Consider the following 22,387-nt stretch of genomic DNA (forward strand, 5'->3'; position numbering starts at 1 on the left):
GTCTCGAGCACACGGGGCTGCTCGAGACCGCCTCGGACGACCGCATCGCCAACATGGCGGCCTTCACCCGCAATGCCCTAGCGCTCCTCGAAAGCGCCCTCGGCGAATAATTTTCCGCGAGCCTGTCGAATCCGGCTTCACATCCGCGTCTCCCTGTCAGAGCCTCGCCATGCCGGCGGGGCCGATGACGGAGACGTGCGATGCAATTCATGCTGATGATCAACGAGGACGAGAGCGCCTATGCGGGCCCGGATGGCGCGGCGCTGCTGGAGGCGACGCTGGCCGGTCACATGAAGCTCGCCGAGGATCTGGTCGCGGCCGGCGTGCCCTTTTCGGGCGAGCGCCTGAAGCCCGCCGCCACCGCGACCACGATCCGCTGGGAGAACGGCACGGCGACCCTCCACGACGGCCCCTTCGCCGAGACGCATGAGGAATTGGGCGGCTTCTACATCATCGACGTCGAAAGCCTCGACGCGGCGCTGGAATGGGCGCGGCGCATCCCGGTGCCCAAGGGCGGGATCGAGGTGCGCCCGGTATGGCCGATGGGGGCCGAGGGCTGAGCCTGCCGCTCGATCTCGCGCAGGCGATCATGGCGGCGCGGCCCCGGGTGGTGGCCGCGCTTGCCGCCGCCTTGCACGATCTCGACGCGGCGGAAGAAGCCTTCGCCGAAGCCGCCGCCCGCTGCCTCGTGCTCCCCGCGCCGCCCCGCGACGTCGGCGCCTGGCTGTTCGTGGCGGCCAGGCGCCGGGCGCTCGATGCACTCCGGAAAAAGGCCGCCGAGGTGCGCAGCACCGAGGCGCTCGCTCAGGTCTCCGACATGGCCGACATCCTAGAGCTACCCGAGCCGATCCCCGACGAGCGGCTGCGGCTGCTGTTCATCTGCTGCCACCCGGCGCTGGGGGCTGAGGTGCGCGCGGCGCTGGCCTTGAAAGTGATCTGCGGGCTGCCCGTGGCCGCCATCGCGCGGCTGTTCGCGGTGAGCGAACAGGCCATGTTCCAGCGCATCACCCGCGCCAAGGTGAAGGTGCGCGATGCGGGGATCGCATTCGAGCTGCCTCCGCGCCGCGACTGGCCCGAGCGGCTCGGGGCGGTGCTGCTCGCGCTCGAGCTCGCCTTCACCGCCGCCTATGCCGATGCGGGCGGCGAGCTTGCGGCGGATGTCGGCGAGGACCTGGGCGCGGAGGTCGAGCGCCTCGCGCTGCTGGTCGCCGAGCTGCTGCCGCAAGAGCCCGAGGCGCTCGGCCTTGCCGCACAGGTGCTGCTGGCGCGCTCGCGGGCCGGGGCGCGGGTGGACGGGGAGGGCGCGATGGTGCCGCTCTCCCGGCAAAATCCGGCGCGGTGGGATGGTCTGCGGATCGAACAGGCGCGCGCGCTGATGGACCGTGCGGCGACGCTGGGCCGCTCCGGGCCCTGTCAGGTGATGGCTGCGATCCAGCTGACCCACGCCCGCCGGGCCTTCGACGGGCGGACCGACTGGGCGGCGATCCTGCGGCTCTACGACGTGCTGCTCGCGCTCCGACCGAGCCCGATGGTCGCGCTCTCCCGCGCGCTGGCATTGGCGCAGATCGAGGGAGCAGAGGCCGGGCTGGCGGAACTTGATGCACTCCCCGCCGAGCGGCTCGCCCTCGCGCGGCCGTTCCACGTGGCGCGCGCCGATCTGCTGGCGAAGGCGGGACGCGAAGACGCAGCCCGCGCGGCGCTTGGCGCGGCGCTCGCGCTCAAGCCGCCACGGGCCGAGCGGCTGTGGCTCGAAGGATGGCGGGACCGCCTCGCCTGAAGCCTATTCGGCGGGCTCTGCGGCGGCTTCCGGCTGACGCCGCCGGGTCGTGACCTCGCGAAAGGTCTCGCGGTAGCGCGGATGCTCGGTCCCCATCCAGCGGTCCCAGAAGGTGAAGTAGAAGCCGAAATTGTGGCCCGAGGAATGGTGCAGGTCATGATGCGTGGTGGTGGAAATCCAGCTCGTCCACGGATTGTCGACCCAGCCGGCCGGAAACAGCTCGCTGCCTGCGTGCGCCATCACGTTGCGGATCATCTGGTGCCAGATGAAGAACAGGATCGCGAAGACGGCATAGGCGATGCCGAGCTGGCTGGTGACAAACAGGAACACCGGCACGAAGGCGACCTCGATCACCGCCTCGGTCATGGTGAAGCTGTAGGCGGTCCACGGCGTGGGCGTGCGCGACTTGTGGTGATGGAGGTGCGTCGCCCGGAACAGCCGCTTGGAATGCATCGCGCGGTGCGCCCAGTAGAACCAGGCGTCATGCGCGATCACGATCAGCGCGATCTGCCAGACGATCGTCCACAGGTCGGCGTCCTTGACCGACAGCAGGATCACCCCCGTCTCGCGCCCGACAAGGATCGTCAGCGTGACGACGGCATAGACGGCCACCGTCCGCATCGATGACAGCAGCTCGCGCCGATAATCGGCACGCGAAGCCCGCCGGCCCACCTGGATGCGCCGGCTTTCCGCAAAGCCGCGAAACACCAGCAGCACTGCCGTCAGCACCCCGGCCGCGATCAGGTAGCGGCTGAGATCGAAATAGATGCCGAACAGGAAATGGTCCGCCACGCGGCTGGCGGCATATTCGAGCGTCGAAGGGTTGGCGGGAGCGATCATGTGGGCAGGACCTCTGTCAGCGGAGGATTATTCCATGACACGGGCGTGCCGCCAAGGCGCATCGCTGGCGGAAAAAGACGAAGGATTCCGAAAAGCGATGCACTTTTTCAGTTCCGATCGTCGCTCTTGTGGAAGCACCGGCGGCGATATTCGCTCGGGCTCGTGCCCGTCTCTTCGCGGAACGCGCGGTTGAAGGGGGGCAGCGAATTGTAGCCCAGATCCATCGCGAGGGTCAGCACCGGCAGATCGACCTTCTCGCGGTCGGCCAGCCAGGCCCTTGCCTCGGCGATCCTGTAGCGGTTCAGATAGGCCGAGAAATTGCGGTGCCCGAGCCGCTGGTTGATCAGCGCACGCAGGCGGTGTTCGGGTGTGCCGAGGCGCTCGGCGAGCCCGGCGATGGAAAGGCCGGGGGTGCGGTAGATGCCTTGCGCCATCGCCGTCTCCAGCTTGTCGCGCAGCACCATCTCGCTCGGCGAGAGCGCGGGTGCGGGGGGCTGCTCCTTGCTGTCGGGCTGCGCGGCGCGGGGCTCGGCGCGCAGCAGCAGCTCGGGTTCGGTGCGCAGCAGCGCCTTGCCCGCAACCAGCGTGACCGCAAGGATCAGGACGGCATTGACCAGCTGCGCCACGGGGTCGCCGCCCATCGCGCTGCCGCGCCCGGTGACGAGCTCGTAGCCCAGGATGCCGCCGGTCTGCGCCGCCACCAGCAGCGGCAGCCACAGGCGGAAGGCGCGGCGCTGTTCGACCAGATCGTCCTCCCGCTCCAGCAGCGCCGCGCGGAACAGGTCGGCGACCAGCGCAAGGCCGGTGATGTGGATCACGGTGAACCCGATTTTCGTGTCGGGCCCGATGAAGTAGCCGATCGTCCAGCCCGTCACGAGCACCGCGAGCGGCGTCCAGACCACCACGCGCGGCGGCTCGCGCTCGAGCACGCGCAGCGCGAAGAGCCAGGTGAAGAACGGCGTGAAGATCGACAGGAAATCGCCCAGCGGCAGCGAGGTCGGGCTGCCGAACAGGAAGGTCGCGGTGGAATTGGCGAGGTAGCCGATCGAGCCGGTCAGCAGCCCGGCCAGCGGCAGCTTCAATCCGCGCCGCACCTCGCCCGACAGCAGCAGCACCAGCAGCAGCAGGCTCGCCCCGCAGGCGACGAGCCGCACCGCGATGTCGACCCGCTCGATCATGCCCCTAGCGCGCGCGCCTCCTGCGCAGCCACAGGATCGCCCAGTCGCCGCGCTGGAGGCGGGCGGCCATGCGGAATCCGGCGCGGGTCATCGCCCGCCTGACGGCGGCCTCCTGTTCGCCCGCCAGCAGACCGGCAAGCAGCAGGCTCCCACCGGGTGTTACCGCCTTGCCGAAGTCCGGCGCGAGGCTCACCAGGGGACCTGCGAGGATGTTGGCGATGAGCAGGTCATAGGGCCCGCGCACCTGAATCAGCGGATCGTCCATCCCGTCGGCGACGATCATCACCGCCGCGCCGGGCCCCGAGCCCATCGGGACGGCGTTCAATCGCGCGTTCTCCTCGACGACGCCGGTGCAGACCGGGTCGATGTCGGTGAGGGTGATGGCGGCGCGCGGCCACAGGGCAAGGGCGGCGAAACCGAGGAGGCCCGTGCCGGTGCCGATATCGGCGATGTTGCGGGCCACCATGCCGCTCGCCCTGATGTGGCCCAGCATTTCGAGGCATCCGGCGGTGGTCTTGTGCTGGCCGGTGCCGAAGGCCTGGCTCGCCGGGATCACGAAGTCGATGAGGTCGGGCTCGGCGGGGTAATCGGGGGTGTGGACATGGAACCGCCCCGCGCGGATCGGGGGGGCGTTGTGCTGGCTCAGCGTCACCCAGTCGGCGGGCGGGAGTTCCTCGACGGTGATTTTTGGCGCGCGACCCTCGAACAGCCCGGCGAGCGCGTCCTTCTCGGCCTTGCCGGGCTTCCTCGGATACCAGCCTTCGAGCACCCAGTCGTCGGGGCGGTCCTCGGCTTCCTCGCGCCCGGCGATGACGAGCTCCGGGTCCCAGTCGTCGATCAGGTCATGCGCGAGCAGCGCGGCCTGCACGACGGGCTTGGGGGCGTGGGCGGTGAGCTTCCAGGTGGTGGTCACTTGACCGCCGCCTCCCGGGCGAGGCGATCGCCCAGCGCCATGCTCTTGGCTTCGGCGTATTGCGCGCAGTTCATCCCGCCCACCATCGAGCCGCCACCGGCCCGCGCGGGCATATCGCTGCCGCCGGGGTGGGGGGTGATGAGGATGTCGCACGGCGCGACGCGCAGCCTCGCCAGCCCGGCGCGGAAGGCGGCGAGGTAATCGGCGTGGTCGGAGAAGCGGTAGCCGTCCCCGCTGATCGGGTTCAGGCTGTCGGCGTAGACGATGGTCCGGCAGTCCTTGCCCGCGCAGCTCCGCCAGCTCCAGCTCATCGCGCCGGGAGTGTGGCCGGGGGTGGCGAGCGCGGTGAGGGTGATGCCGGCGATTGTCAGGCTCTCGCCGTCCTTCACCCCGCGCACGCTTCCGGAGACCGGCGCCATCGGCGGGTGCAGCCCGAATTGCGGATCGCGCGGGTCGTCCTTGCCGGTGCGGATCACGCCCGCCGCCTCAGTGCCGACCAGCACCGGCGCGCCTGTCAGCCCTTGGAGCCGCGCGAAGCCCGCGACGTGGTCGAAATGCTCGTGGCTGCCGAGGATCGCCTTCACGTCGCCTAGCTTGACGCCGATGCTGCGGATGTTGGCCTCGACGATCTCGGAGCCCTTCGCCGTGCCGCTGTCGATCAGCACCGCGCCGTCCGTGCACGTGATGAGGATCGCCGCGATCCCGCAGGTGCCGACGTACCAGGTGTTGCCGTGGATGCGGAACGGCGGGCCGGGGGTGTCCCAGCCGTCGTTCCCTTGGCAATGCTCGGCCCAGGCGACCTGGCTCTTCTCCGGCGCAGGGGGAGGTGTCTCCTTCGCGCCGAGCAGGGGCAGGGCGAGGAGCGCGGCGGCGAGGAACCTAACGGACAAAGCTCGCTCCATTGGCGTCGATCACCGCGCCGGTCATGCTCGGGGGCGCGTCGAGGGCACAGAAGGCGATGATCGCCGCGATCTCTTGCGGAGTGGCGACGCGGCCGAGGGGGATGTCGGCGAGCAGGCCCGGCCCGCCGCGGCTCGCGAGGTAGTCGCCCGCCATGCTGGTGTCGGTGAAGCCGGGGGTGACGGCGAAGCTCAGGATGCCGTCCTTGGCATAGGCGCGCGCGATGGTCTTGTGCATGCCGACCATCCCGCTCTTGGCCGCCGCATAGTGCCAGTGCGCCGGGCTGTCCCCGCGATAGGCGGCGCGGCTCGCGACATGGACGAAGCGCCCCGGCACCCCCCGCTCCTGCCAGTGCAGCACCGCAAAGCGCGAAAGCTGCGCGGCCGAGGTGAGGTTGACGCGCAGGGTGTCCTCCCAGGCGTCCAGCCACTCGATGTCCGAGCGGTCCAGCCGGTTCGCCTCGAAGCGCCCGGCGTTGTTGACCACGACGTCGATTGCGCCGCCCGCAATCTCCAGCGCCTCCTCCCAGAGCGCTTGGACGCTCAGGGGATCGCCGAAATCGGCGGCGATGATCGGCACGCCCTTGTCGGAGCCGACCGGCCGGGAGGCGTGGCCGATCACCCGCGCGCCGCGCGCCGCCAAGGCGTCCAGCGCCGCCTTGCCGATACCGCGGCTCGATCCGGTTACGAGAATGTGTCCCATGCAATCGCCTATCCGAAACTTTGCAAGCCATGTCCACCGCTGGCGGGCTTGCCTCGCGCGGGGCAGGCGCTAAGGGATGGGGCCGAAAAGAGGGAAATACCGGGATCATCATGAGCCAACGAGACCAACAGAACCCCGCGCGGCCGCTGTCGCCGCACCTGCAGATCTGGCGCTGGGGCCCGCATATGCTGGTCTCGATCCTGCACCGCGCGACCGGCGACGGCATGGCGCTGGTCGGCCTGCCGATCCTGGTGTGGTGGCTGGCGGCGGCGGCGAGCGGCCCGGGGTCTTACGCGACCTTCCAGGCCGTGATGGGCTCGCCGCTCGGCCTCTTGGTGCTGGTCGGCGTGTCGTGGGCCTTCTTCAACCACATGACGAGCGGCCTGCGCCACCTCGTGCTCGATATCGGCGCGGGCTACGAGCTCGACACCAACCGCCGCTGGGCTACCGCTTCGCCGATCATCGGCATCCTCCTCACCGCCGCCTTCTGGGCGGTCATCCTGCTCAAGTAGAGGGATCACACATGGGCAACGGCACCCCCATCGGCCGCGTGCGCGGCCTCGGCACGGCGCACGAGGGCGCGCATCACTGGATCGTCCACCGGATGACCGCGATCGGCAACCTCGTGGTGATGAGCTACCTCCTCGTCAGCCTCGCGCTGCTCGGCGACTACGGCCATGCGAGCGTCGTCGAGTGGCTGTCGAGCCCGCTGGCGGCGACCGCGATCATCCTGCTCGTCATCTCGGTGTTCTGGCACGCCCGGATGGGCCTGCAGGTGCTGGTCGAGGATTACCTGCACGAGCCCGGCACCAAGCTCGCCATTCTGGCAGCGCTCAATCTTGCAATTATCGGCGGCGGGGCCTTCGCCATCTTCAGCGTCGCCACACTCGCATTCGGAAGGACCGCTTGATGGCTACCGCAGCACCCAAAGGAACGGCAAACGATGTCGGGGGCGCGCATCTGAAGGGCGCCTACACGATCGTCGATCACACCTATGACGTGGTGGTGGTGGGCGCAGGCGGATCGGGCCTGCGCGCTACGATGGGCGCGGCCGAAGCGGGCCTGCGCACCGCGAACATCTCCAAGGTCTTCCCGACCCGCAGCCACACCGTCGCCGCGCAGGGCGGGATCGCCGCCAGCCTCGGCAACAACTCGCCCGACCACTGGACCTGGCACATGTACGACACCGTCAAGGGGTCGGACTGGCTGGGCGACCAGGACGCGATCGAATATCTCGCGCGCGAGGCCCCGGCAGCGGTCTACGAGCTGGAGCACGCGGGCGTGCCCTTCAGCCGAAATGCCGACGGCACGATCTACCAGCGGCCCTTCGGCGGGCACATGCAGAACATGGGCGCGGGCCCGCCGGTGCAGCGCACCTGCGCCGCGGCCGACCGCACGGGGCACGCGATGCTTCATGCGCTCTACCAGCAGAGCCTGAAGTACGACGCGGACTTCTTCATCGAGTACTTCGCGCTCGATCTCATCATGTCCGAGCGCGACGGGGTGAAGAGTTGCGTCGGCGTCATGGCGATGTGCCTCGATGACGGGAAGATCCACCGCTTCCGCGCGCAGTCGGTGGTGCTGGCGACCGGCGGCTACGGGCGCTGCTACTACACCGCGACCTCGGCCCACACCTGCACCGGCGACGGCGGCGGGATGGTACTGCGCGCCGGGCTGCCCTTGCAGGACATGGAGTTCGTGCAGTTCCACCCGACCGGCATCTACGGCGCGGGCGTGCTAATCACCGAAGGCGCGCGAGGGGAGGGGGGCTATCTCACCAATTCCGAGGGCGAACGCTTCATGGAGCGTTACGCGCCGAGCGCCAAGGACCTCGCCTCGCGCGACGTGGTGAGCCGTTCGATGGCGCTGGAAATGCGCGAAGGCCGCGGTGTCGGGCCGGAGGGCGATCACATCTACCTGCACCTCGATCACATCGATCCCAAGGTGCTGGCCGAGCGCCTGCCGGGGATCACCGAGAGCGGCAAGATCTTCGCCGGCGTCGACCTCACGAAGCAGCCGCTGCCCGTCACCCCGACGGTGCATTACAACATGGGCGGCATTCCGTGTAACTACCACGGGCAGGTCGTGACCCTCGGGCCGGACGGCAATCCGGACACGGTCATCCCCGGCCTCTATGCCGTGGGCGAGGCGGCCTGCGTCTCGGTGCACGGGGCGAACCGCTTGGGCTCCAACTCGCTGATCGACCTCGTGGTGTTCGGCCGCGCGACCGGCCACCACCTGCGCGACAATCTCAAGCCCGGCGCTTCGCAGCCCGAACTGCCCGCCGACAGCGCCGACTTCGCGCTGACCCGCCTCGACCACTTCCGCTACGCGAGCGGCGGCTCGCCGACCGCGCAGATCCGGGCGGAGATGCAGAAAGCGATGCAGAAGCACTGCGCCGTGTTCCGCGATCAGAAGCTGATGGACGAAGGCGTCGCCAAGCTCGCCGAGCAGAACAAGCGGATGGAGGACATCCACGTCACCGACAAGTCGCTGATCTGGAACAGCGACCTGATCGAGACGCTGGAGCTCGACAACCTGATGGCGCAGGCCAACGTGACGATGGCGAGCGCGGCTAACCGCAAGGAAAGCCGCGGCGCCCACGCACACGAGGACTACCCCGAGCGCAACGATGCCGAGTGGATGAAGCACACCATTTCCTGGTTCGACGGCTGGGGCGGGCGCGGCAGTAACATCCGCATCGATTACCGCCCGGTGCACGAATACACGCTGACTGACGACATCAAGTATATCGAGCCCAAGGCGCGCGTGTACTGAGCCTGCGCTGAGGCTGAAGACACAGTGGGCCCGGTCCTGTGAGGGATCGGGCCTTCTTGCGTCATGTGTCGAGATCGTCAGGAACGTCCTCGCGCTCGTGGACGATACGGACGACGATCAGCTGCGAACCTGCGATCCTGTAGATGATCCGGTGCGAGCCGGACCTCACCTTCCGGTACTCACGCGGTAACCCGTCCACCCGGCCGCCGATCTCGGGAAATGTCGGCAGCTTTGCCATCTGGGCGTTGATCTGCCCCACGTAGAAGTCGGCCTGTTCGACACCCCAGGTGGTGGCTGTGTAGGTCCAGATATCGGCCAGATCATGCCGGGCCGCTGGCCGGACGACGAGAGCGATCATGCCGGCCGCTTGTGGCCTGCATGCATTTCACTCAGGAACTCTTCGAAATCGAACGGTTGCGGATCGCCGCTCTCCTCGCCTTCGCGGACGAGCCGTCGGAGACGGTCGATGCGCCTGTCCCGCTCCTCGGCCCGCCTAAGCGCGTCGCGGATCACTTCGCTGATGGTGGCGAATTCGCCGGATTCGACCTTGCGGCGGGCATAGGCCTCGTAGTGGTCGCCGAGCGAGATGGAGGTGTTCTTTCCCATGGCGCGACCATGTACCAGATGTTGGTAACGCCGGCAATGCGGGCTGTCGCTTGCGCGGCGCGCCTCCCCGCCTCGCTGGCGACATCGTTGTTCCCCTTATGTACTCACCGAAAGGCCAGGGGCTAAGATGGGGACACGACATGGCGAAGCGGCAACCGGCATCTCCTCCCGATCCGAAGGCGATCGACTGGCGGCGCAAGGATGCCTACCGGAAGGAATTCTCCCGCCACGCCAATGTCGCCTTCCTCATCAAGAGCTTCGGCATCGGCCTCATCGCTCTCGCGGTGCCGATCGTGCTGCCGCTCGTCGGGGGATACGAGGGGCACTACTCGATAAGCTACTTCTACCACGTGCCCGAAACGCGCGACCTCTTCGTCGGGCTGCTGTGGGCGCTCGGGCTGTTCCTCGTACTCTTCCAGGGCCTCTCCCGCGCGGAGAACCTGCTGCTCACGCTCGCGGGCGTGCTGCTGATCGGCGTCGCCATGGTGCCGACCGGGATCGCGCAGTGCACCGACACCGCCTTCGACTGGCACGAGGGGTTCGCCTTCGCCTTCTTCGCCTGCCTGTTCCTCGTCGCGCTCGGCTTTTCCAAGCGGCGGCTGACCTACATCCTGTGGCCGCCGCTGCGTGACCGGTTCGCGCGGGCTTACAACGTCGCAGGGCTGCTGATGATCGCCCTGCCGCTCGCCGCCTGGGGGATCAACCTGTGGCAGGGGCCGGACTGCGGCCATGCAGTCTACTGGACCGAGGCCGCGGCGATCCTCGCCTTCGCGTTCTACTGGTTCGTCAAGACCATCGAGTACAAGCGTCTGCTCGGCCTCAGCGTCAAGGCGATCTGGCGGCGGCTCGCGCTCTGAGGCCGCTTGACGCCCTGTCCGCGCGCAGGCAGCTTGGACCCGCGAATGAACCGGGGCAGCATCATCGCAGGGGTGTACGCGGCGCTGCTCGCGGTGCCGGCCCTGTCGCAATCCACGCCGCAGTCCTCGCCGCAATCCACGCCCCAGACCACGCCCCCGGCGCACACGCTGCCCTGGCCCGATCTCGCCAGCGGCAAGACCGAAGCCGAGCGGCGCAAGTCCTACGATCTCGGCCCGGAACTCCACCGCGGCGTCGCCCCGGCGGTGGCGCGGGCGCAGGCCCGGCGGCTTGAGGCGGCACTGGCCGCGCTCCAGCCGCAGCGCCCCGGCACGCCCGATGCCTACGTGATCAGCGTCGCGCTCGACAGCGATCCGGTCTTCGCCCGCGAGGCGCGCGAGGCGGGGCAGGTGCTCTCGGCGCGCTACGCAGCCGCGGGGCGCACGCTGACGCTGGCCGGACCCGACGGCCGCGCCGACGACCTGCCGCAGGGTTCGATCAGCGCGCTGCTCCTCGCCATCGCCCATGTCGGCACCCTCATGGACGGGCGCGAGGACGTGCTGGTGCTCTACACCACCAGCCACGGGGCGGACATCGGCCTTGCCTATCACTACGGCGACAGCGGCTATGGCGTGCTCGCGCCCGCGCGGCTGAAGGCGGCGCTCGATGAGGCGGGGATCGCGCGGCGGGTGCTGATCCTCTCGGCCTGCTATTCGGGCGTCTTCGTGCCGGTGCTGGCAAGCGAGAACACCGCGATCCTCACCGCCGCCGCCAGCACGCGCTCGTCCTTCGGCTGCGTCGCCGAGAACGACTGGACCTTTTTCGGCGACGCGCTGATCAACCGCGCGCTGCGCCAGCCGGTGGGGCTGGAGGAGGCGGCGCGGCTGGCCGGGCGCTCGGTCGCCGAGTGGGAGGCGAAGGCGCGCTTTCTCGCCTCGTTGCCGCAGACCAGCATCGGCGCGGGCGCGAAGGCGTGGCTGCCGGTGATCGAGGCCGGGATGCCGCGCCAGCCGAGCCTGCCGGTCGGCCGCCCCGCGCTCGCCGAATAGGTCTTCCGTTCCAGCGATAGCTTTACCGGCTTCAGGGGTTGATCTTGTGCGCGGGTAATGTATCCAGCGGATACATAGTCTCCGGACACAAGGAACCCCGGCATGAACCCCTTCGACGCTCTCAAGGCCCAGCTCTCTGTCGCAGTCCCCTTCGCCGCCCATGTCGGCGTTGCGCTCGAGACCATCACCGCCGGCGAGGGGACGGCGACGCTGGGCCAGACCCGGGAGACCAGCAACCACATCGCGACGATGCACGCCGGCGCGCTGTTCACGCTCGCCGAGGCTGCGTCAGGTGCGGCGATGGCCGGGCTGTTCCTCGAACGCCTCGCCGGCGTGCGGCCCGTCGCGGCGAGCGCGACGATCGATTTCGTCAGACCCGCCAAGGGCGTGGTCACCGCCCATGCGGCGGTCGATGCCGAGCGGGAGGGGCTCCTCGCCGCGCTCGATGGCGAGGGCAAGGTGCGCTTCCCGGTCAAGGTCGCCATGACCGACGCCGAGGGGCGGGAGGTCGCGCGGATGCGCGTGGACTGGCACGTCTCGGTATTGGGGTCGGCGCCATGACCGCGCGCTCGGCCTATCACCACGGCGATCTTGCTGCCGCCGCGCTCGATGCGGCGCTGGAGATGCTCGCCGAAGACCCTTCGGCAGGTCCCTCGCTGCGTGCGCTGGCGGAGCGGGTGGGGGTGGCGCACCGCGCGCTCTACAACCACTTCGCCGACCGCGACGCGCTGCTCGCGGCGCTTGCCGCGCGCGGGTTCGACCGTCTTGCCGATGCCCTTGCCGAGGCCGCGCAGCCGGCGGCGTTCCTGACCGCCTATGTCCGCTTCGCGCTCGCGCAGCCGGGGCTCTACGCGGTGATGACCCAGCGCCGCTACGACGAGATCAACGCCCATCCCGCCCTGCGCGCGAGCATCGACCGGGTGATCGCCGTCGCGCTTCGCGTGCTCGCCACGCCGGGCGCGGACGAGGACACCCGGCGGCGCGAGGTGATGCGGGTGTGGATGCTCGCCCACGGCGGCATCGGCCTGCAGCGGTCCGGAATGCTGCGCCTGCGCAGCGATGCTGAATTCGTCGCCGAGATCCTGCTAGTCGCCGGTCTCGGCCCGAATGAGGATGACGCCCGATGAACCCTGCCGACGCCATGCCCTTTTCGAGGCTGATGGGCGTGACCGTCACCGCCGCCGGGCCCGCGGCGGTGGAGGGCGAGATCACCGTGCGCGAGGACCTGTGCACCGCCGGGGGGATCATGCACGGCGGGGCGATCATGGCCTTCGCCGACGCGCTCGGCGCGGCCGGTGCCTCCGCCGCCCTGCCCGAGGGCGCGGCGGGCACGACCACCATCGAGAGCAAGACCAACTTCCTCGGGCCTGCGCCGGTGGGCACCCTCGTCAGGGGGCGGGCGGTGCCGCTCAAGACCGGGCGGCGGATGTCGGTATGGCAGACCACAATTGAGACCGCCGAGGGCAAGCCGGTCGCCTTCGTCGTCCAGACCCAGCTGGTGCTCTAGGGCGCGGGCGCGGCCCGGCGGGCGGTGAGGATCGTCACCGGCTTGGCGATCATCTGACCCTTCATCACCCCTTCGCCCGCCTCCGCATCGCGCGGTGCGGCGAGGATCGCGGCGATGATGTCCATGCCGCCTGTCACGTAGCCGAACACCGCATAGCCCGCCGCCCAGGCCGGGTCGCTCGCCTGCAGGTCGGCATCGAAGCCGGTCTGGTCCTCGACCATGACGAAGAAGTCCCCCGTCGCCGTCCCCGGCGCGTTCATCGCCATCGACACCGCGCCGTGGGTGTGGGTGAGGCCGGTCTGGCTGGTCGGCTCGTGCGCGATCGGCGGGAGCGCCCGCTTGGGATCGCCCCGCGCGCCGCCCTGCACGAGGCCCGAGGGCTGGCGCGCGCCGCCGAGGTCCATCGCGCGGTAGAAGGTGGTGCCGTCGAGGCGCTTCTCGTCGACATAGCGCAGGAAATTCGCCGCGGTGACGGGCGCACGCGCCGTCTCGAGCGTGATGGTGACGGGGCCGAGTGCGGTCTCGAGCACCACGGCAACGCTCGCCGCCTCGGGATGCGGGCGCACGCCCGGGCGCGCGACTGGTGCCGCTGCGAAGGCTGCGGGCGCGGGCGCCACTGGCCCGGCGGAGGGCGGGGCGATCTCGAACTTGTAGAGCAGGGTGCGCTGGCAGGTCGGCGCCTTGGTGCGCGCGCAGTTGTTCCGGTCGTTGTCGTCCGAGACAAGGTAGAGGAAGGTCCGCCCCGGCTCCGCGCGCACCGCCAGCCCCTCGAAATTGTCGAGCAGCAGCGGCGGGACGAGCACGGCGAGGGTGGTCGCGGTGTCGTCCGGGGCGAGGGCGATCACCGCGGCGCGGTTTCCCTGCCCTTGCGTGAAACTCCTGAGCAGCACGTAGCAGGTGCCGCCGGCCGTGCAGGCGGCATCGGTCGGCACCCCGCCGGCCTCGGCGATGCCGTCGGGGGCGGGGAGGTGGAACGCGCGCGGGCCTGCTTCGGTGACGCGCAGGCAGTTGGGGCGCGCGGGGTCGACCCGCTCGGCGCAGGCGAGGACGCCGCCGGGGTAGGCCGCAAGCGTCTCGATCCCCTCGTTCCTCTCGCCCGGGTTGAAAGCGGCGATCAGTCCGTCCGCGCGCGGGTCCTTTCCCGTCGCCCTGTCCGTGAGGTCTGCGTAGCGCAGCAGGCGGTGATCCTGCTCGAAGGCGACCAGCCATTCGCCGGAGGGAAGGCGGGTCAGCGCCTCGGCATCGCCCAGCGCCTTTCCGGCAAGGGACTCGCCGTTCGCGCCCTGGAGCGTCCCGAGCCGGACTTCGGAAATGTCGACCAGCCGGCCCGCAATCTCGCCTGGGGTGAGCTCCATCCAGCGTCCCTCGTCGGTCACGGCGAACAGCGTGCCGTCATGCCATTCAAGCGCGGAGATGCCGCCGATGTTCGCCTTGTCGGGCGCGATCTCGACCCCGCCGCGAAAGATCAGCTCGCCCACGCGGGTGTCGGCCTTGCCCGCCTCGAGCTGCACCGGCGTCGTGTCCGGCAGGAAGGCCTCGGTCGGCGGCGCGGCGGGCGCGGGGGCGGCGAGGGCGGCGGCACTCGCCGCAACGAGATGGCAGAGGGCGCGCATCCATGTCATTCGTCCGGGTGTATCGCCGCTTCGACGAAGTTCAACCCGCTGCGGGGCCCGTTCAGGCAGGCGCAAGGTTTACAGCTGTAATCGACGCGACTACAGGTGTAGTCAGAGCAAGGGGAGTAGCTCTCGTGAACCCGCCCGACAATCATCCCAGTGAACGCATCACCGAAGCCGAGCACGCGGTCATGGAAGTGCTGTGGGACCGCCCGCGCCAGACCGCCGCCGAGGTGTGCGAGGTGGTCTGCACGGGCCGCGACTGGAGCCTCGCGACGGTCAAGACCCTGCTTTCGCGCCTCGTCCAGAAGGGCGCGGTGGCCGCCGAGCCCGACGGGCGGCGCTTCCTCTACTCCCCGCTGATCGAACGCGAGGCCTATGTCGGGGGAGAGAGCCGCCGGCTGGTCGAGCGCCTGTTCGGCGGGAGCGCCGCCTCGCTGGTCGCGCACCTGGCCGAAAGCGAGGCCTTGAGCGAGGAGGATCTCGACGAGATCGAGGCGCTGCTGAAGGAGCTGCGCTCGTGAGCGGGGTCCTGCTGCACACGCTGGTGTGGACCGGCGTGCTGATCGCCGCGGTGCTGGTGCTGCGCCGCCCCGTCTCGCGCCATTTCGGGCCCGAGGCTGCCTATGCGTTGTGGGCGCTGCCGCTGTTCCGGCTGGTCCTGCCGCCGGTGACGCTGCCTGCGTGGATGGCCCCGGCACCGCAGGAGCCTGCGGCTGCGCTCGACCCCGTTGCCGCCGCCGGTGGCTCGCTGCCTGTGGGCGAGGCGGTTCCGCTGTCCCTCGTGGCAGTGCCTGCCGCAGCGCCGGAGCCTGTCGGTTTCGATCTGGTCGCGGCACTTTCGGCGCTGCCCTGGCTCGAGGCCTTGCTGCTCGTCTGGCTGGCGGGCGCCGGCGTGACGCTGTGGCTGCGCTTTGCCGCCTACTTCGCGCTGCGTGACGAGCTGCTCGCCGCGGGCCGCGAGGTCGGGCGGGCGCCGGGCGCGATGGGCGGCCTCCTCGGCAGGATCCGCCTCGTCGAGACGCCGGCCACCGCCGCGCCGCTCGCCATGGGCGTGATCGATCCGGTCATCGCGCTGCCGCCCGGCTTCCTTGCCCATCACGACCGCCCGGCGCGCGATCTCGCGCTGGCGCACGAGCTCGCCCACCATCGCGGCGGGGACCTCCTGGTCAACGTCCTCGTCCAGCCGCTGTTCGCGCTGCACTGGTGGAACCCGCTCGGCCGCTACGGCTGGCTGGCACTGCGGCGCGACCAGGAGGCGGCGTGCGACGCGCGGGTGATGGCGCACCGCAAGCCCGGCGAACGGGCCGCCTATGCCGCGCTCATCGCCCGCTTCGCCGCGCAGCCGGGGGCCATGAACCATGCCGCCCTGACCGCGCCGATGGCCTGCCCGGTGCTCGGCGAGAAATCGATCATCCACCGCCTGAGGAGCCTGACCATGTCCGAACCTTCGCCCCGCCGCCGGCTCGCCGGGCGCGCCCTGCTCGGCGCGGGGCTGCTCGCCCTGCCGCTGACCGCCTCGATCAGCTACGCCGCGAGCGAGACCCCCGCCGAGGTGCCGCAGGCCCCCGAGCCGCCCGCCCCGCCGGCGCCGCCCTCCGGCGGTCCCGATCTGCCCCCGCCGCCGCCGCCCCCGGGCGAGCCGCAGGTGTTCGTGCTGGACACGCGGGACGGCGATGGCGCCGGAACCACCGAAGAGGTCACCGAAAAGGTGTGGCGCGATGCCGACGGCAAGGAGAACCGCGTGCGGATCGTGATGCGCACCGCCCCCGGCGAGCCCGGACCCGACCGCGAGGCGATGAAGCGCCGCTTCGAGGCGCTGCGCAGCGCCGACAGGGCCGAGCGTGAGGCCGCGATCGCCGAACTTCGCGCCGAGGCCGAGGCCATGCGGGCGCGCGGCGACATGATGCGCCTGCGCATCGCCCCGCCGCGCCCGCCGATGCCGCCCTCGGGCGTGCTGCCGCCGCTGCCGCCGCTGCCGCCGGTCATGGTGACGAGCGGTTGCAAGCCCGACTCGTCCGAGATGGTCGACACCAGCGAGGACAAGGACGGCCGCACCCGCATCATGATCTGCCAGCAGCGCATCGCCGACGTCGCGCGGGCCGGGATCGAGGAATCCCGCGCCGGGCTCGCCGAAGCGCGCGCCGGGCTCGAGGAAGCCCGCGCGGAAATCGCCGGAACGAGGGATATCCCCGAGGAGACGCGCAAGCTGGTCCTCGATACCCTCGACACCCAGATCGAGCGTTTGAAGCGAACCGGCAGGTAAGACCGGTCGGGAACCCCGAAGGCGCGGGCGGGAAGGGTTACTTCTTCCTGCCCGCTGCCACCGTCACCTTGGGCCGCGCCGGATAGGCGCAGCCGCGGCCCATGCCCCAGCCCTTGAGGAACGCGCGCCGCACCATCCCGGCGGTGTAGGCGGCGGTCAGCGCACGATCGCTGGAGGCAGCGCCCGTCACTTCGCGCAGCACGCCGCGGAACGGGATGATCGCGCCCACGATGCTTTCTCCGATGCGCCCCTCGTTCAGCTTGCGCTTCCCGTCGTCGGTGGCGATGTCATAATCCGCGCCCAGCACGGTATCGAGCGCGGCGATTTCGCTGACCAGCGCGCCGCACTTGCCGAGACCGGCGGTCGCATAGGGATCGGTGACCGCCTGCTGAAGCGCCGGCGGGATGTCGCGCTTATCGATGTTGAGATCGCGCAGCGGGGTCTTGGCGACATCCTCCATCGTCGGATCGGGCACAACCTGCGCCGCTGCCGGAGCGGTGACGACGAGAAGCAGCAGGGCCGGAGCGGTCAATCGGATCATCGGTTCAGGTTCCTTCGAAGAAGACGTTGCAGGCGGCATCGTCAGTCGCCTCGAGCCCCCGCTTCAGCGCCGCCATGCGCTGGCGGCTGGAGCCGTGGGTGAAGCTTTCCGGCGAGACTTGCTCCCCGGCGTTGCGCATCAGCGTGTCGTCGCCGATGGCACTTGCGGCCTGCATACCTTCTTCAAGGTCGCCTGGTTCCACCTTGTCGCGGTTCTTGCCCGCCCACATCCCGGCATAGCAGTCCGCCTGAAGCTCCATCGCCACCTGCAAGCGGTTGGCACCGGCGGGGTTGCGCTGCTGTTCACGGCGGACCTGCGCGGCCAGACCCGTGATGTTCTGGATGTGGTGGCCGTATTCGTGGGCGATGACGTAGAGCCGGGCAAAATCGCCGCCGGTGCCGCTCATCCGGGCGAGCTCGTCGTAGAAGGCGGTGTCGATGTAGATCACCTTATCGGCCGGGCAGTAGAAGGGCCCGGCGGCCGAGGTCGCGCTGCCGCAGCCGTCGGTGGTGACGCGGCCGTCGCGGTAGAGATCGAGTTGCGGACGGGTGAACGCAATCTGGTTCTGCGCGAAGGTCGCCTGCCAAGTGCGGTTGAGGCTGGCTAGCGCGGCGCACGCCTCGTTGGCATAGGGACCGCTGTTGCACACCTGTTCCTCAGAGAGCGGCTCCCCGCCCGGGCCGGCCTCGCCCTGCGCGGGGGCGCTGCGCTGCTGGACACTTTCGACCATGCCGATCGTCTGGCGCGGATCGATCCCGAACACCACAGCACCCACCAGCGCGATCAGCAGCGTGCCGCAGCCGATCCCCCCGGCGCGGCCGACCCCGCCGCCTCCCGAGGAGCGGACATCGATATCGGCGGTATCGAACGGGCCCAGACGCATCAGTTGTTTCCCCTTGTTCTCGCCCCGCCTGCAATTTGCTGGACAGGCGCGATTGCCGCGGCAAAAGCGATGGCCCAATAGGCGATACGTGCAGGAGATGCGGCGAATGCTCAAGGACAAGCGTGCGCTGGTGACGGGTTCGACCTCCGGGATCGGCCTTGCCATCGCCCGCGCGCTCGCGGCCGAGGGCGCGGAAGTGATTCTCAACGGGCTCGGCGATGCGGGCGAGATTGCGAAGCTGTGCGAGGAGCTCGGCGCCACCTACAACGGCGCCAACCTGATGGACCCCGCCGCCATCGCAGCGATGATGGCCGAGGTCGGCCCGATCGACATCCTCGTCAACAATGCCGGGATGCAGCACGTCGCCCCGGTCGAGGATTTTCCCCCCGAGAAGTGGGACGCGATCCTGGCCCTCAACCTCTCGGCCGCCTTCCATGCGACGCGCCTTGCGGTGCCGGGCATGAAGGCGAAGGGCTGGGGGCGGATCATCAACACCGCTTCCGCCCACTCGCTGGTCGCCTCGCCCTACAAGAGCGCCTATGTCGCGGCCAAGCATGGCCTTGCCGGCTTCACCAAGACCATCGCGCTGGAACTGGCGACCCACGGGATCACCGCCAACTGCATCTCGCCGGGCTATGTCTGGACGCCGCTCGTGGAGAACCAGATCCCCGACACCATGGCCGCCCGCGGGATGACGCGCGAGCAGGTGATGAACGACGTGCTGCTCGCCAAGCAGCCGACCAAGAGCTTCGTTTTGCCCGAGGATGTGGCGGCCTTGGCGGTGTTCCTGTGCTCGGACGCGGCGCGGGGCATCACCGGCGCGAACCATTCCATCGACGGGGGCTGGACCGCCGAATGAGCCTGCGCCGGGTGCCGCTGCTGGCCGTGCTGCTGGCGAGCCTGCTGCTCGCCGGCTGCGCCGCCGCGCCGGCCCCGCGCGCGCGCCCGGTGGCGGACGACGGGAGCGTCGCGCGGATGCGCGCGGACGTCGAGGTTCTTGCCGGTGACGCCTTCGCGGGCCGCCGCCCCGGAACGTCCGGCGGCCGCGCCACCTGGGCGTGGATCGAGACGCGGATGGGTGAGATCGGCCTCGTCACCGCCACCAACGATCCGGGCACCTATTGGCGCCTGCCGGTCGACCTCGTCGCGACCGAACCCGAGCAGTCGCAGCTCACCCTCGGGCAGGGGCGCGCCCGCACCGTGGTGCCGGCCAGCGAGGCGGCGGTCTTCACCCCCCGCCGCCGGGCGCTCGCGATCGGCGGGCCGGGGACGGGGGTGCCGGTGGTGTTCGTCGGTCAGGGTGACGGATCGGTGCTCGGAGAGGCGCTCGCCGGGGCGGTCGCGGTCATTATCGCCGACCCCGGGCAAGGCGCCGCGCGGCGCGAGGCGCTGTTCGCCCAGAACGTCACTGCTGTGCTGACCGTGCTCCCCGATGCCGCCGCGCTCGCTGCCCTGCGCACCCGCGAGACCAGGCCGCGCACCCAGCTTGCCGAGGACGAGCAGGACCATCTTTCCGCCTATATCACCGAACAGGCCTTTGCCCGGGTGATCGGCGCGCGGCGCTGGCAGCGATTGAAGGCCGAAGCCGAGGCTGGCGGGGCGGACTATGCACCGCTCGAGCTAAACCTCTCGATCAGCCTCGAAGCGACCTCTGACCGGCGCGAGTTCCAGAGCCAGAACGTCATCGGCCGCCTGCCCGGCACCGACCCGGCGGCGGGCGCGGTGCTGGTGCTGGCGCATTGGGACCACCTTGGCGAATGCGCGCCCGTGCAGGCGCCTGACCGGATCTGCAACGGCGCGGTCGACAATGCCAGCGGCGTCGCGATGCTGCTCGAACTGGCGCGGCGGCTGAAGGCGGGCCCGCCGCTGGCGCGCGACGTCTACTTCCTCGCCACCACCGCCGAGGAGCCCGGGCTGCTCGGCATCCGCGCCTTCTCGAGGAAGCCGCCGATGCCGCTCGAAAGCATCGTCGCCGCCTTCAACCTCGACATGATGGCGCTCGCCCCGGCAGGGAGCCCGGTCGGCCTGATCGGCCGCGGCCGCGCGCCGGCGCTCGATGCGCTGATCGAGGCCGAAGTCGCCCGGAGCGGGCGCAGGATGGGCGACGAAGCGCTCGCGGAAAGCTTCGTGCAGCGGCAGGATGGCTGGGTGCTGATGCAGGCGGGCGTGCCCACCGTGCTGATGAGCGCCACCTACGGATCGCGCGGCGTGCTCGATCCGTTCCTTGCGACGCGCTACCACAAGCCGTCCGACGAGGCCGCCGCCGTCGATTATGGCAGCGCGGCCCAGGACCTGCTGCTCCACGAGGCGGTGATCCGCCAGGTCGCGGACCCTTCGCGCTATCCCCGGCCCAATCCGGCAGAGGCCGCGCCCCGCCCCTAGCGCGAAGCCCTGCGTGTCGTTACATGGGCCGCCACGAATCTCCCGCCAGAGGAGATCCCCTCTCGCGAAACGGAAAGTGGCACGCATGGATATCCCGCTCGGTCTGACCTTCGACGACGTGCTGCTCCGCCCGGCGGAAAGCGCGGTCCTGCCGAGCATGGCCGATACTTCGACGCGCCTGACGCGCGACATCCGGCTCACCATCCCGGTGCTGTCCTCCGCGATGGACACCGTGACCGAGGCGGACATGGCGATCGCCATGGCGCAGCTGGGCGGGATCGGCGTGCTGCACCGCAATCTCGACATCGAAGCGCAATGCGCCGCGGTCCGCGCGGTCAAGCGCTACGAGAGCGGGATGGTGGTCAATCCCATCACCATCCGCCCCGAGGCGACACTGGGCGAGGCGCAGGCCCTGATGCAGGCGCACCGGATCAGCGGCATCCCGGTGGTGGACGCAGGCGGCAAGCTGGTCGGCATCCTCACCAACCGCGACGTGCGCTTCGCCGAGAACCCCGCGCAGCCCGTGCGCGAGCTGATGACGACCGAGAACCTCGCGACCGTCCCCTTGGGCACTGGTCAGGAGGAGGCGCGGCGTCTGCTCCACCAGCGGCGCATCGAGAAGCTGCTGGTGGTCGACGAGGCCTATCACTGCATCGGCCTCATCACGGTGAAGGACATCGAGAAGGCGGTGAACTATCCCGACGCCACCAAGGACGGCGCAGGCCGCCTTCGCGTGGCGGCGGCGACCACCGTGGGCGATGCGGGCTTCGCGCGCACTGAGGCGCTGGTCGAGGCGGAAGTCGACGTGATCGTGATCGACACCGCCCACGGCCACAACATCGAGGTCGCCCGCGCGGTGGAACGGGTGAAGAAGCTCTCCAATGCGGTGCAGGTGATCGCGGGCAATGTCGCGACTGCCGAGGCCACGCGCGCGCTGGTCGATGCGGGCGCCGATGCGGTCAAGGTCGGGATCGGGCCGGGCTCGATCTGCACCACCCGCGTCGTTGCGGGCGTGGGCGTGCCGCAGCTGACCGCGATCATGGAAAGCGCTGCCGAAGCCGCCAAGTCGGGCGTCCCGGTGATCGCCGATGGCGGTCTGCGCACTTCGGGCGATGCCGCGAAGGCGCTGGCGGCGGGCGCTTCGAGCGTGATGATCGGATCGATGCTGGCAGGCACCACCGAAAGCCCGGGCGAGGTGTTCCTCTACCAGGGCCGCTCCTATAAGGCCTATCGCGGCATGGGCTCGGTCGGCGCGATGGCGCGCGGCTCGGCCGACCGTTACTTCCAGCAGGACGTCAGCGCGATGAAGCTCGTCCCCGAGGGGATCGAGGGGCAGGTGCCCTTCAAGGGCCCCGCCGCCGACGTGATCCACCAGCTCGTCGGCGGGATCAAGGCGGCGATGGGCTATACCGGCTCTGCCACCATTCCCGACTTGCAGAAGCGCGCGCAGTTCGTGCGGATCACCAATGCGGGGCTTTCGGAGAGTCACGTCCACGATGTCGCGATCACCCGCGAGGCCCCCAATTACCCGACGCGGTAATTCCTCCCCGGAACGGGGAGGGGGACCGCGACCCGCAGGGTCGGGGTGGAGGGGCAC

At 70.1% G+C, this 22,387-nt stretch carries 25 protein-coding genes; 15 read left to right on the plus strand and 10 right to left on the minus strand.

Annotated elements, in window-relative coordinates; genetic code table 11:
- The first annotated feature begins 200 nt into the window (after positions 1–200).
- Both OPU67_RS15525 and OPU67_RS15530 read left to right on the plus strand, forming a co-directional pair.
- Positions 201–560, plus strand: a complete 360-nt coding sequence (locus tag OPU67_RS15525; RefSeq protein WP_267621248.1) for a YciI family protein — start codon at positions 201–203, stop codon at positions 558–560.
- Positions 536–1,777 (plus strand): RNA polymerase sigma factor, encoded by a 1,242-nt coding sequence (locus tag OPU67_RS15530; protein WP_267621249.1) that lies wholly within the window; start codon positions 536–538, stop codon positions 1,775–1,777. The genes OPU67_RS15525 and OPU67_RS15530 overlap by 25 nt, the downstream gene beginning before the upstream one ends.
- 3 nt (positions 1,778–1,780) lie before the next feature.
- Here OPU67_RS15530 and OPU67_RS15535 read toward each other — a convergent pair whose 3' ends face one another.
- The 5 genes from OPU67_RS15535 to OPU67_RS15555 all read right to left on the minus strand — a co-directional run bounded on the left by OPU67_RS15535 (position 1,781) and on the right by OPU67_RS15555 (position 6,310).
- A complete protein-coding gene (locus tag OPU67_RS15535) occupies positions 1,781–2,617 on the minus strand; it encodes a sterol desaturase family protein (protein ID WP_267621250.1) in 837 nt (278 codons plus the stop codon).
- Between the two features lie 107 nt (positions 2,618–2,724).
- A complete protein-coding gene (locus tag OPU67_RS15540) occupies positions 2,725–3,795 on the minus strand; it encodes an AraC family transcriptional regulator (protein WP_267621251.1) in 1,071 nt (356 codons plus the stop codon).
- 4 nt (positions 3,796–3,799) lie between these two features.
- On the minus strand, positions 3,800–4,708 hold the full coding sequence (locus OPU67_RS15545) for a 50S ribosomal protein L11 methyltransferase (protein ID WP_267621252.1): 909 nt from the start codon (positions 4,706–4,708) through the stop codon (positions 3,800–3,802).
- Entirely contained in the window at positions 4,705–5,598 is an 894-nt protein-coding gene (gene bla / locus OPU67_RS15550) for a subclass B3 metallo-beta-lactamase (protein ID WP_267621254.1), read from the minus strand. The genes OPU67_RS15545 and bla overlap by 4 nt, the downstream gene beginning before the upstream one ends.
- Positions 5,588–6,310, minus strand: a complete 723-nt coding sequence (locus OPU67_RS15555; protein WP_267621255.1) for an SDR family NAD(P)-dependent oxidoreductase — start codon at positions 6,308–6,310, stop codon at positions 5,588–5,590. The genes bla and OPU67_RS15555 overlap by 11 nt, the downstream gene beginning before the upstream one ends.
- Before the next feature lie 110 nt (positions 6,311–6,420).
- On the opposite strand from OPU67_RS15555, the gene sdhC reads away from it, so the two are divergent.
- The 3 genes from sdhC to sdhA are packed head-to-tail and all read left to right on the plus strand — an operon-like array spanning position 6,421 to position 9,088.
- A complete protein-coding gene (gene sdhC, locus OPU67_RS15560) occupies positions 6,421–6,822 on the plus strand; it encodes a succinate dehydrogenase, cytochrome b556 subunit (protein ID WP_267621257.1) in 402 nt (133 codons plus the stop codon).
- Positions 6,823–6,833: 11 nt separating this feature from the next.
- Positions 6,834–7,220, plus strand: a complete 387-nt coding sequence (gene sdhD, locus OPU67_RS15565) for a succinate dehydrogenase, hydrophobic membrane anchor protein (protein WP_267621259.1) — start codon at positions 6,834–6,836, stop codon at positions 7,218–7,220.
- Positions 7,220–9,088, plus strand: coding sequence for a succinate dehydrogenase flavoprotein subunit (gene sdhA / locus OPU67_RS15570; protein ID WP_267621261.1), 1,869 nt, complete (start codon positions 7,220–7,222; stop codon positions 9,086–9,088). The genes sdhD and sdhA overlap by 1 nt, the downstream gene beginning before the upstream one ends.
- Before the next feature lie 61 nt (positions 9,089–9,149).
- On the opposite strand, the gene OPU67_RS15575 is transcribed toward sdhA, so the two are convergent.
- Together OPU67_RS15575 and OPU67_RS15580 are read right to left on the minus strand one after the other, a co-directional pair.
- Positions 9,150–9,446, minus strand: coding sequence for a type II toxin-antitoxin system RelE/ParE family toxin (locus OPU67_RS15575; protein ID WP_267621263.1), 297 nt, complete (start codon positions 9,444–9,446; stop codon positions 9,150–9,152).
- On the minus strand, positions 9,443–9,694 hold the full coding sequence (locus OPU67_RS15580) for a type II toxin-antitoxin system ParD family antitoxin (RefSeq protein ID WP_267621264.1): 252 nt from the start codon (positions 9,692–9,694) through the stop codon (positions 9,443–9,445). The genes OPU67_RS15575 and OPU67_RS15580 overlap by 4 nt, the downstream gene beginning before the upstream one ends.
- Positions 9,695–9,834: 140 nt before the next feature.
- Here OPU67_RS15580 and OPU67_RS15585 point away from each other — a divergent pair, with 140 nt between their 5' ends.
- From OPU67_RS15585 to OPU67_RS15605, 5 genes are all read left to right on the plus strand, one after another.
- Positions 9,835–10,551 (plus strand): hypothetical protein, encoded by a 717-nt coding sequence (locus OPU67_RS15585; protein ID WP_267621266.1) that lies wholly within the window; start codon positions 9,835–9,837, stop codon positions 10,549–10,551.
- Positions 10,552–10,596: 45 nt separating this feature from the next.
- The gene (locus OPU67_RS15590) at positions 10,597–11,598 is read left to right on the plus strand and encodes a C13 family peptidase (RefSeq protein ID WP_267621268.1); all 1,002 of its coding nucleotides are present in this window, start codon (positions 10,597–10,599) and stop codon (positions 11,596–11,598) included.
- Positions 11,599–11,700: 102 nt separating this feature from the next.
- Complete coding sequence (locus tag OPU67_RS15595; protein WP_267621270.1) at positions 11,701–12,159, plus strand: YiiD C-terminal domain-containing protein; 459 nt, start codon at positions 11,701–11,703, stop codon at positions 12,157–12,159.
- Entirely contained in the window at positions 12,156–12,725 is a 570-nt protein-coding gene (locus tag OPU67_RS15600; RefSeq protein ID WP_267621272.1) for a TetR-like C-terminal domain-containing protein, read from the plus strand. The genes OPU67_RS15595 and OPU67_RS15600 overlap by 4 nt, the downstream gene beginning before the upstream one ends.
- Positions 12,722–13,105: a PaaI family thioesterase gene (locus tag OPU67_RS15605; RefSeq protein ID WP_267621274.1), complete on the plus strand. Its 384-nt coding sequence runs from the start codon at positions 12,722–12,724 to the stop codon at positions 13,103–13,105. Before OPU67_RS15600 ends, OPU67_RS15605 begins: the two co-directional genes overlap by 4 nt.
- Here OPU67_RS15605 and OPU67_RS15610 read toward each other — a convergent pair.
- Positions 13,102–14,727 (minus strand): esterase-like activity of phytase family protein, encoded by a 1,626-nt coding sequence (locus tag OPU67_RS15610; RefSeq protein WP_267621276.1) that lies wholly within the window; start codon positions 14,725–14,727, stop codon positions 13,102–13,104. The genes OPU67_RS15605 and OPU67_RS15610 overlap by 4 nt on opposite strands.
- Positions 14,728–14,852: 125 nt before the next feature.
- Here OPU67_RS15610 and OPU67_RS15615 point away from each other — a divergent pair, with 125 nt between their 5' ends.
- Positions 14,853–15,242 carry a BlaI/MecI/CopY family transcriptional regulator gene (locus OPU67_RS15615; protein ID WP_267621278.1) on the plus strand — a complete coding sequence of 130 codons (390 nt, stop codon included), beginning with the start codon at positions 14,853–14,855 and terminating at the stop codon, positions 15,240–15,242.
- Positions 15,239–16,984, plus strand: coding sequence for a M56 family metallopeptidase (locus OPU67_RS15620; RefSeq protein ID WP_267621280.1), 1,746 nt, complete (start codon positions 15,239–15,241; stop codon positions 16,982–16,984). Before OPU67_RS15615 ends, OPU67_RS15620 begins: the two co-directional genes overlap by 4 nt.
- 37 nt (positions 16,985–17,021) lie before the next feature.
- Here the strand turns inward: OPU67_RS15620 and OPU67_RS15625 are convergent, their stop codons facing one another.
- Entirely contained in the window at positions 17,022–17,525 is a 504-nt protein-coding gene (locus OPU67_RS15625; RefSeq protein ID WP_267621282.1) for a hypothetical protein, read from the minus strand.
- Between the two features lie 4 nt (positions 17,526–17,529).
- A complete protein-coding gene (locus tag OPU67_RS15630) occupies positions 17,530–18,408 on the minus strand; it encodes a neutral zinc metallopeptidase (protein ID WP_267621284.1) in 879 nt (292 codons plus the stop codon).
- A gap of 97 nt (positions 18,409–18,505) precedes the next feature.
- Between OPU67_RS15630 and OPU67_RS15635 the strand changes: the two genes are divergently transcribed.
- The 3 genes from OPU67_RS15635 (at position 18,506) to guaB (ending at position 22,330) form a co-directional block, all read left to right on the plus strand.
- A complete protein-coding gene (locus OPU67_RS15635; protein WP_267621290.1) occupies positions 18,506–19,267 on the plus strand; it encodes a 3-hydroxybutyrate dehydrogenase in 762 nt (253 codons plus the stop codon).
- Positions 19,264–20,790 carry a M28 family peptidase gene (locus OPU67_RS15640; RefSeq protein ID WP_267621286.1) on the plus strand — a complete coding sequence of 509 codons (1,527 nt, stop codon included), beginning with the start codon at positions 19,264–19,266 and terminating at the stop codon, positions 20,788–20,790. The genes OPU67_RS15635 and OPU67_RS15640 overlap by 4 nt, the downstream gene beginning before the upstream one ends.
- Positions 20,791–20,875: 85 nt before the next feature.
- Positions 20,876–22,330, plus strand: coding sequence for an IMP dehydrogenase (gene guaB, locus OPU67_RS15645; RefSeq protein ID WP_267621288.1), 1,455 nt, complete (start codon positions 20,876–20,878; stop codon positions 22,328–22,330).
- The last annotated feature ends 57 nt before the right edge of the window (positions 22,331–22,387 follow it).

It is taken from the genome of Erythrobacter sp. WG (genome assembly GCF_026586795.1).
Taxonomy (GTDB): Bacteria; Pseudomonadota; Alphaproteobacteria; order Sphingomonadales; family Sphingomonadaceae; genus Erythrobacter.

Bases quoted from the DNA above. Each gene is read 5' to 3' on its own strand.
- OPU67_RS15600 (WP_267621272.1), top strand. From the start codon at position 12,156: ATGACCGCGCGCTCGGCCTATCACCACGGCGATCTTGCTGCCGCCGCG.
- OPU67_RS15640 (WP_267621286.1), top strand. From the start codon at position 19,264: ATGAGCCTGCGCCGGGTGCCGCTGCTGGCCGTGCTGCTGGCGAGCCTG.
- OPU67_RS15610 (WP_267621276.1), bottom strand. From the start codon at position 14,727: ATGACATGGATGCGCGCCCTCTGCCATCTCGTTGCGGCGAGTGCCGCC.
- guaB (WP_267621288.1), top strand. From the start codon at position 20,876: ATGGATATCCCGCTCGGTCTGACCTTCGACGACGTGCTGCTCCGCCCG.
- OPU67_RS15605 (WP_267621274.1), top strand. From the start codon at position 12,722: ATGAACCCTGCCGACGCCATGCCCTTTTCGAGGCTGATGGGCGTGACC.
- sdhA (WP_267621261.1), top strand. From the start codon at position 7,220: ATGGCTACCGCAGCACCCAAAGGAACGGCAAACGATGTCGGGGGCGCG.
- OPU67_RS15630 (WP_267621284.1), bottom strand. From the start codon at position 18,408: ATGCGTCTGGGCCCGTTCGATACCGCCGATATCGATGTCCGCTCCTCG.
- OPU67_RS15555 (WP_267621255.1), bottom strand. From the start codon at position 6,310: ATGGGACACATTCTCGTAACCGGATCGAGCCGCGGTATCGGCAAGGCG.
- sdhD (WP_267621259.1), top strand. From the start codon at position 6,834: ATGGGCAACGGCACCCCCATCGGCCGCGTGCGCGGCCTCGGCACGGCG.
- OPU67_RS15635 (WP_267621290.1), top strand. From the start codon at position 18,506: ATGCGGCGAATGCTCAAGGACAAGCGTGCGCTGGTGACGGGTTCGACC.
- sdhC (WP_267621257.1), top strand. From the start codon at position 6,421: ATGAGCCAACGAGACCAACAGAACCCCGCGCGGCCGCTGTCGCCGCAC.
- OPU67_RS15575 (WP_267621263.1), bottom strand. From the start codon at position 9,446: ATGATCGCTCTCGTCGTCCGGCCAGCGGCCCGGCATGATCTGGCCGAT.
- OPU67_RS15585 (WP_267621266.1), top strand. From the start codon at position 9,835: ATGGCGAAGCGGCAACCGGCATCTCCTCCCGATCCGAAGGCGATCGAC.
- OPU67_RS15595 (WP_267621270.1), top strand. From the start codon at position 11,701: ATGAACCCCTTCGACGCTCTCAAGGCCCAGCTCTCTGTCGCAGTCCCC.
- OPU67_RS15525 (WP_267621248.1), top strand. From the start codon at position 201: ATGCAATTCATGCTGATGATCAACGAGGACGAGAGCGCCTATGCGGGC.
- OPU67_RS15530 (WP_267621249.1), top strand. From the start codon at position 536: ATGGCCGATGGGGGCCGAGGGCTGAGCCTGCCGCTCGATCTCGCGCAG.
- OPU67_RS15590 (WP_267621268.1), top strand. From the start codon at position 10,597: ATGAACCGGGGCAGCATCATCGCAGGGGTGTACGCGGCGCTGCTCGCG.
- OPU67_RS15625 (WP_267621282.1), bottom strand. From the start codon at position 17,525: ATGATCCGATTGACCGCTCCGGCCCTGCTGCTTCTCGTCGTCACCGCT.
- OPU67_RS15580 (WP_267621264.1), bottom strand. From the start codon at position 9,694: ATGGGAAAGAACACCTCCATCTCGCTCGGCGACCACTACGAGGCCTAT.
- OPU67_RS15540 (WP_267621251.1), bottom strand. From the start codon at position 3,795: ATGATCGAGCGGGTCGACATCGCGGTGCGGCTCGTCGCCTGCGGGGCG.
- OPU67_RS15535 (WP_267621250.1), bottom strand. From the start codon at position 2,617: ATGATCGCTCCCGCCAACCCTTCGACGCTCGAATATGCCGCCAGCCGC.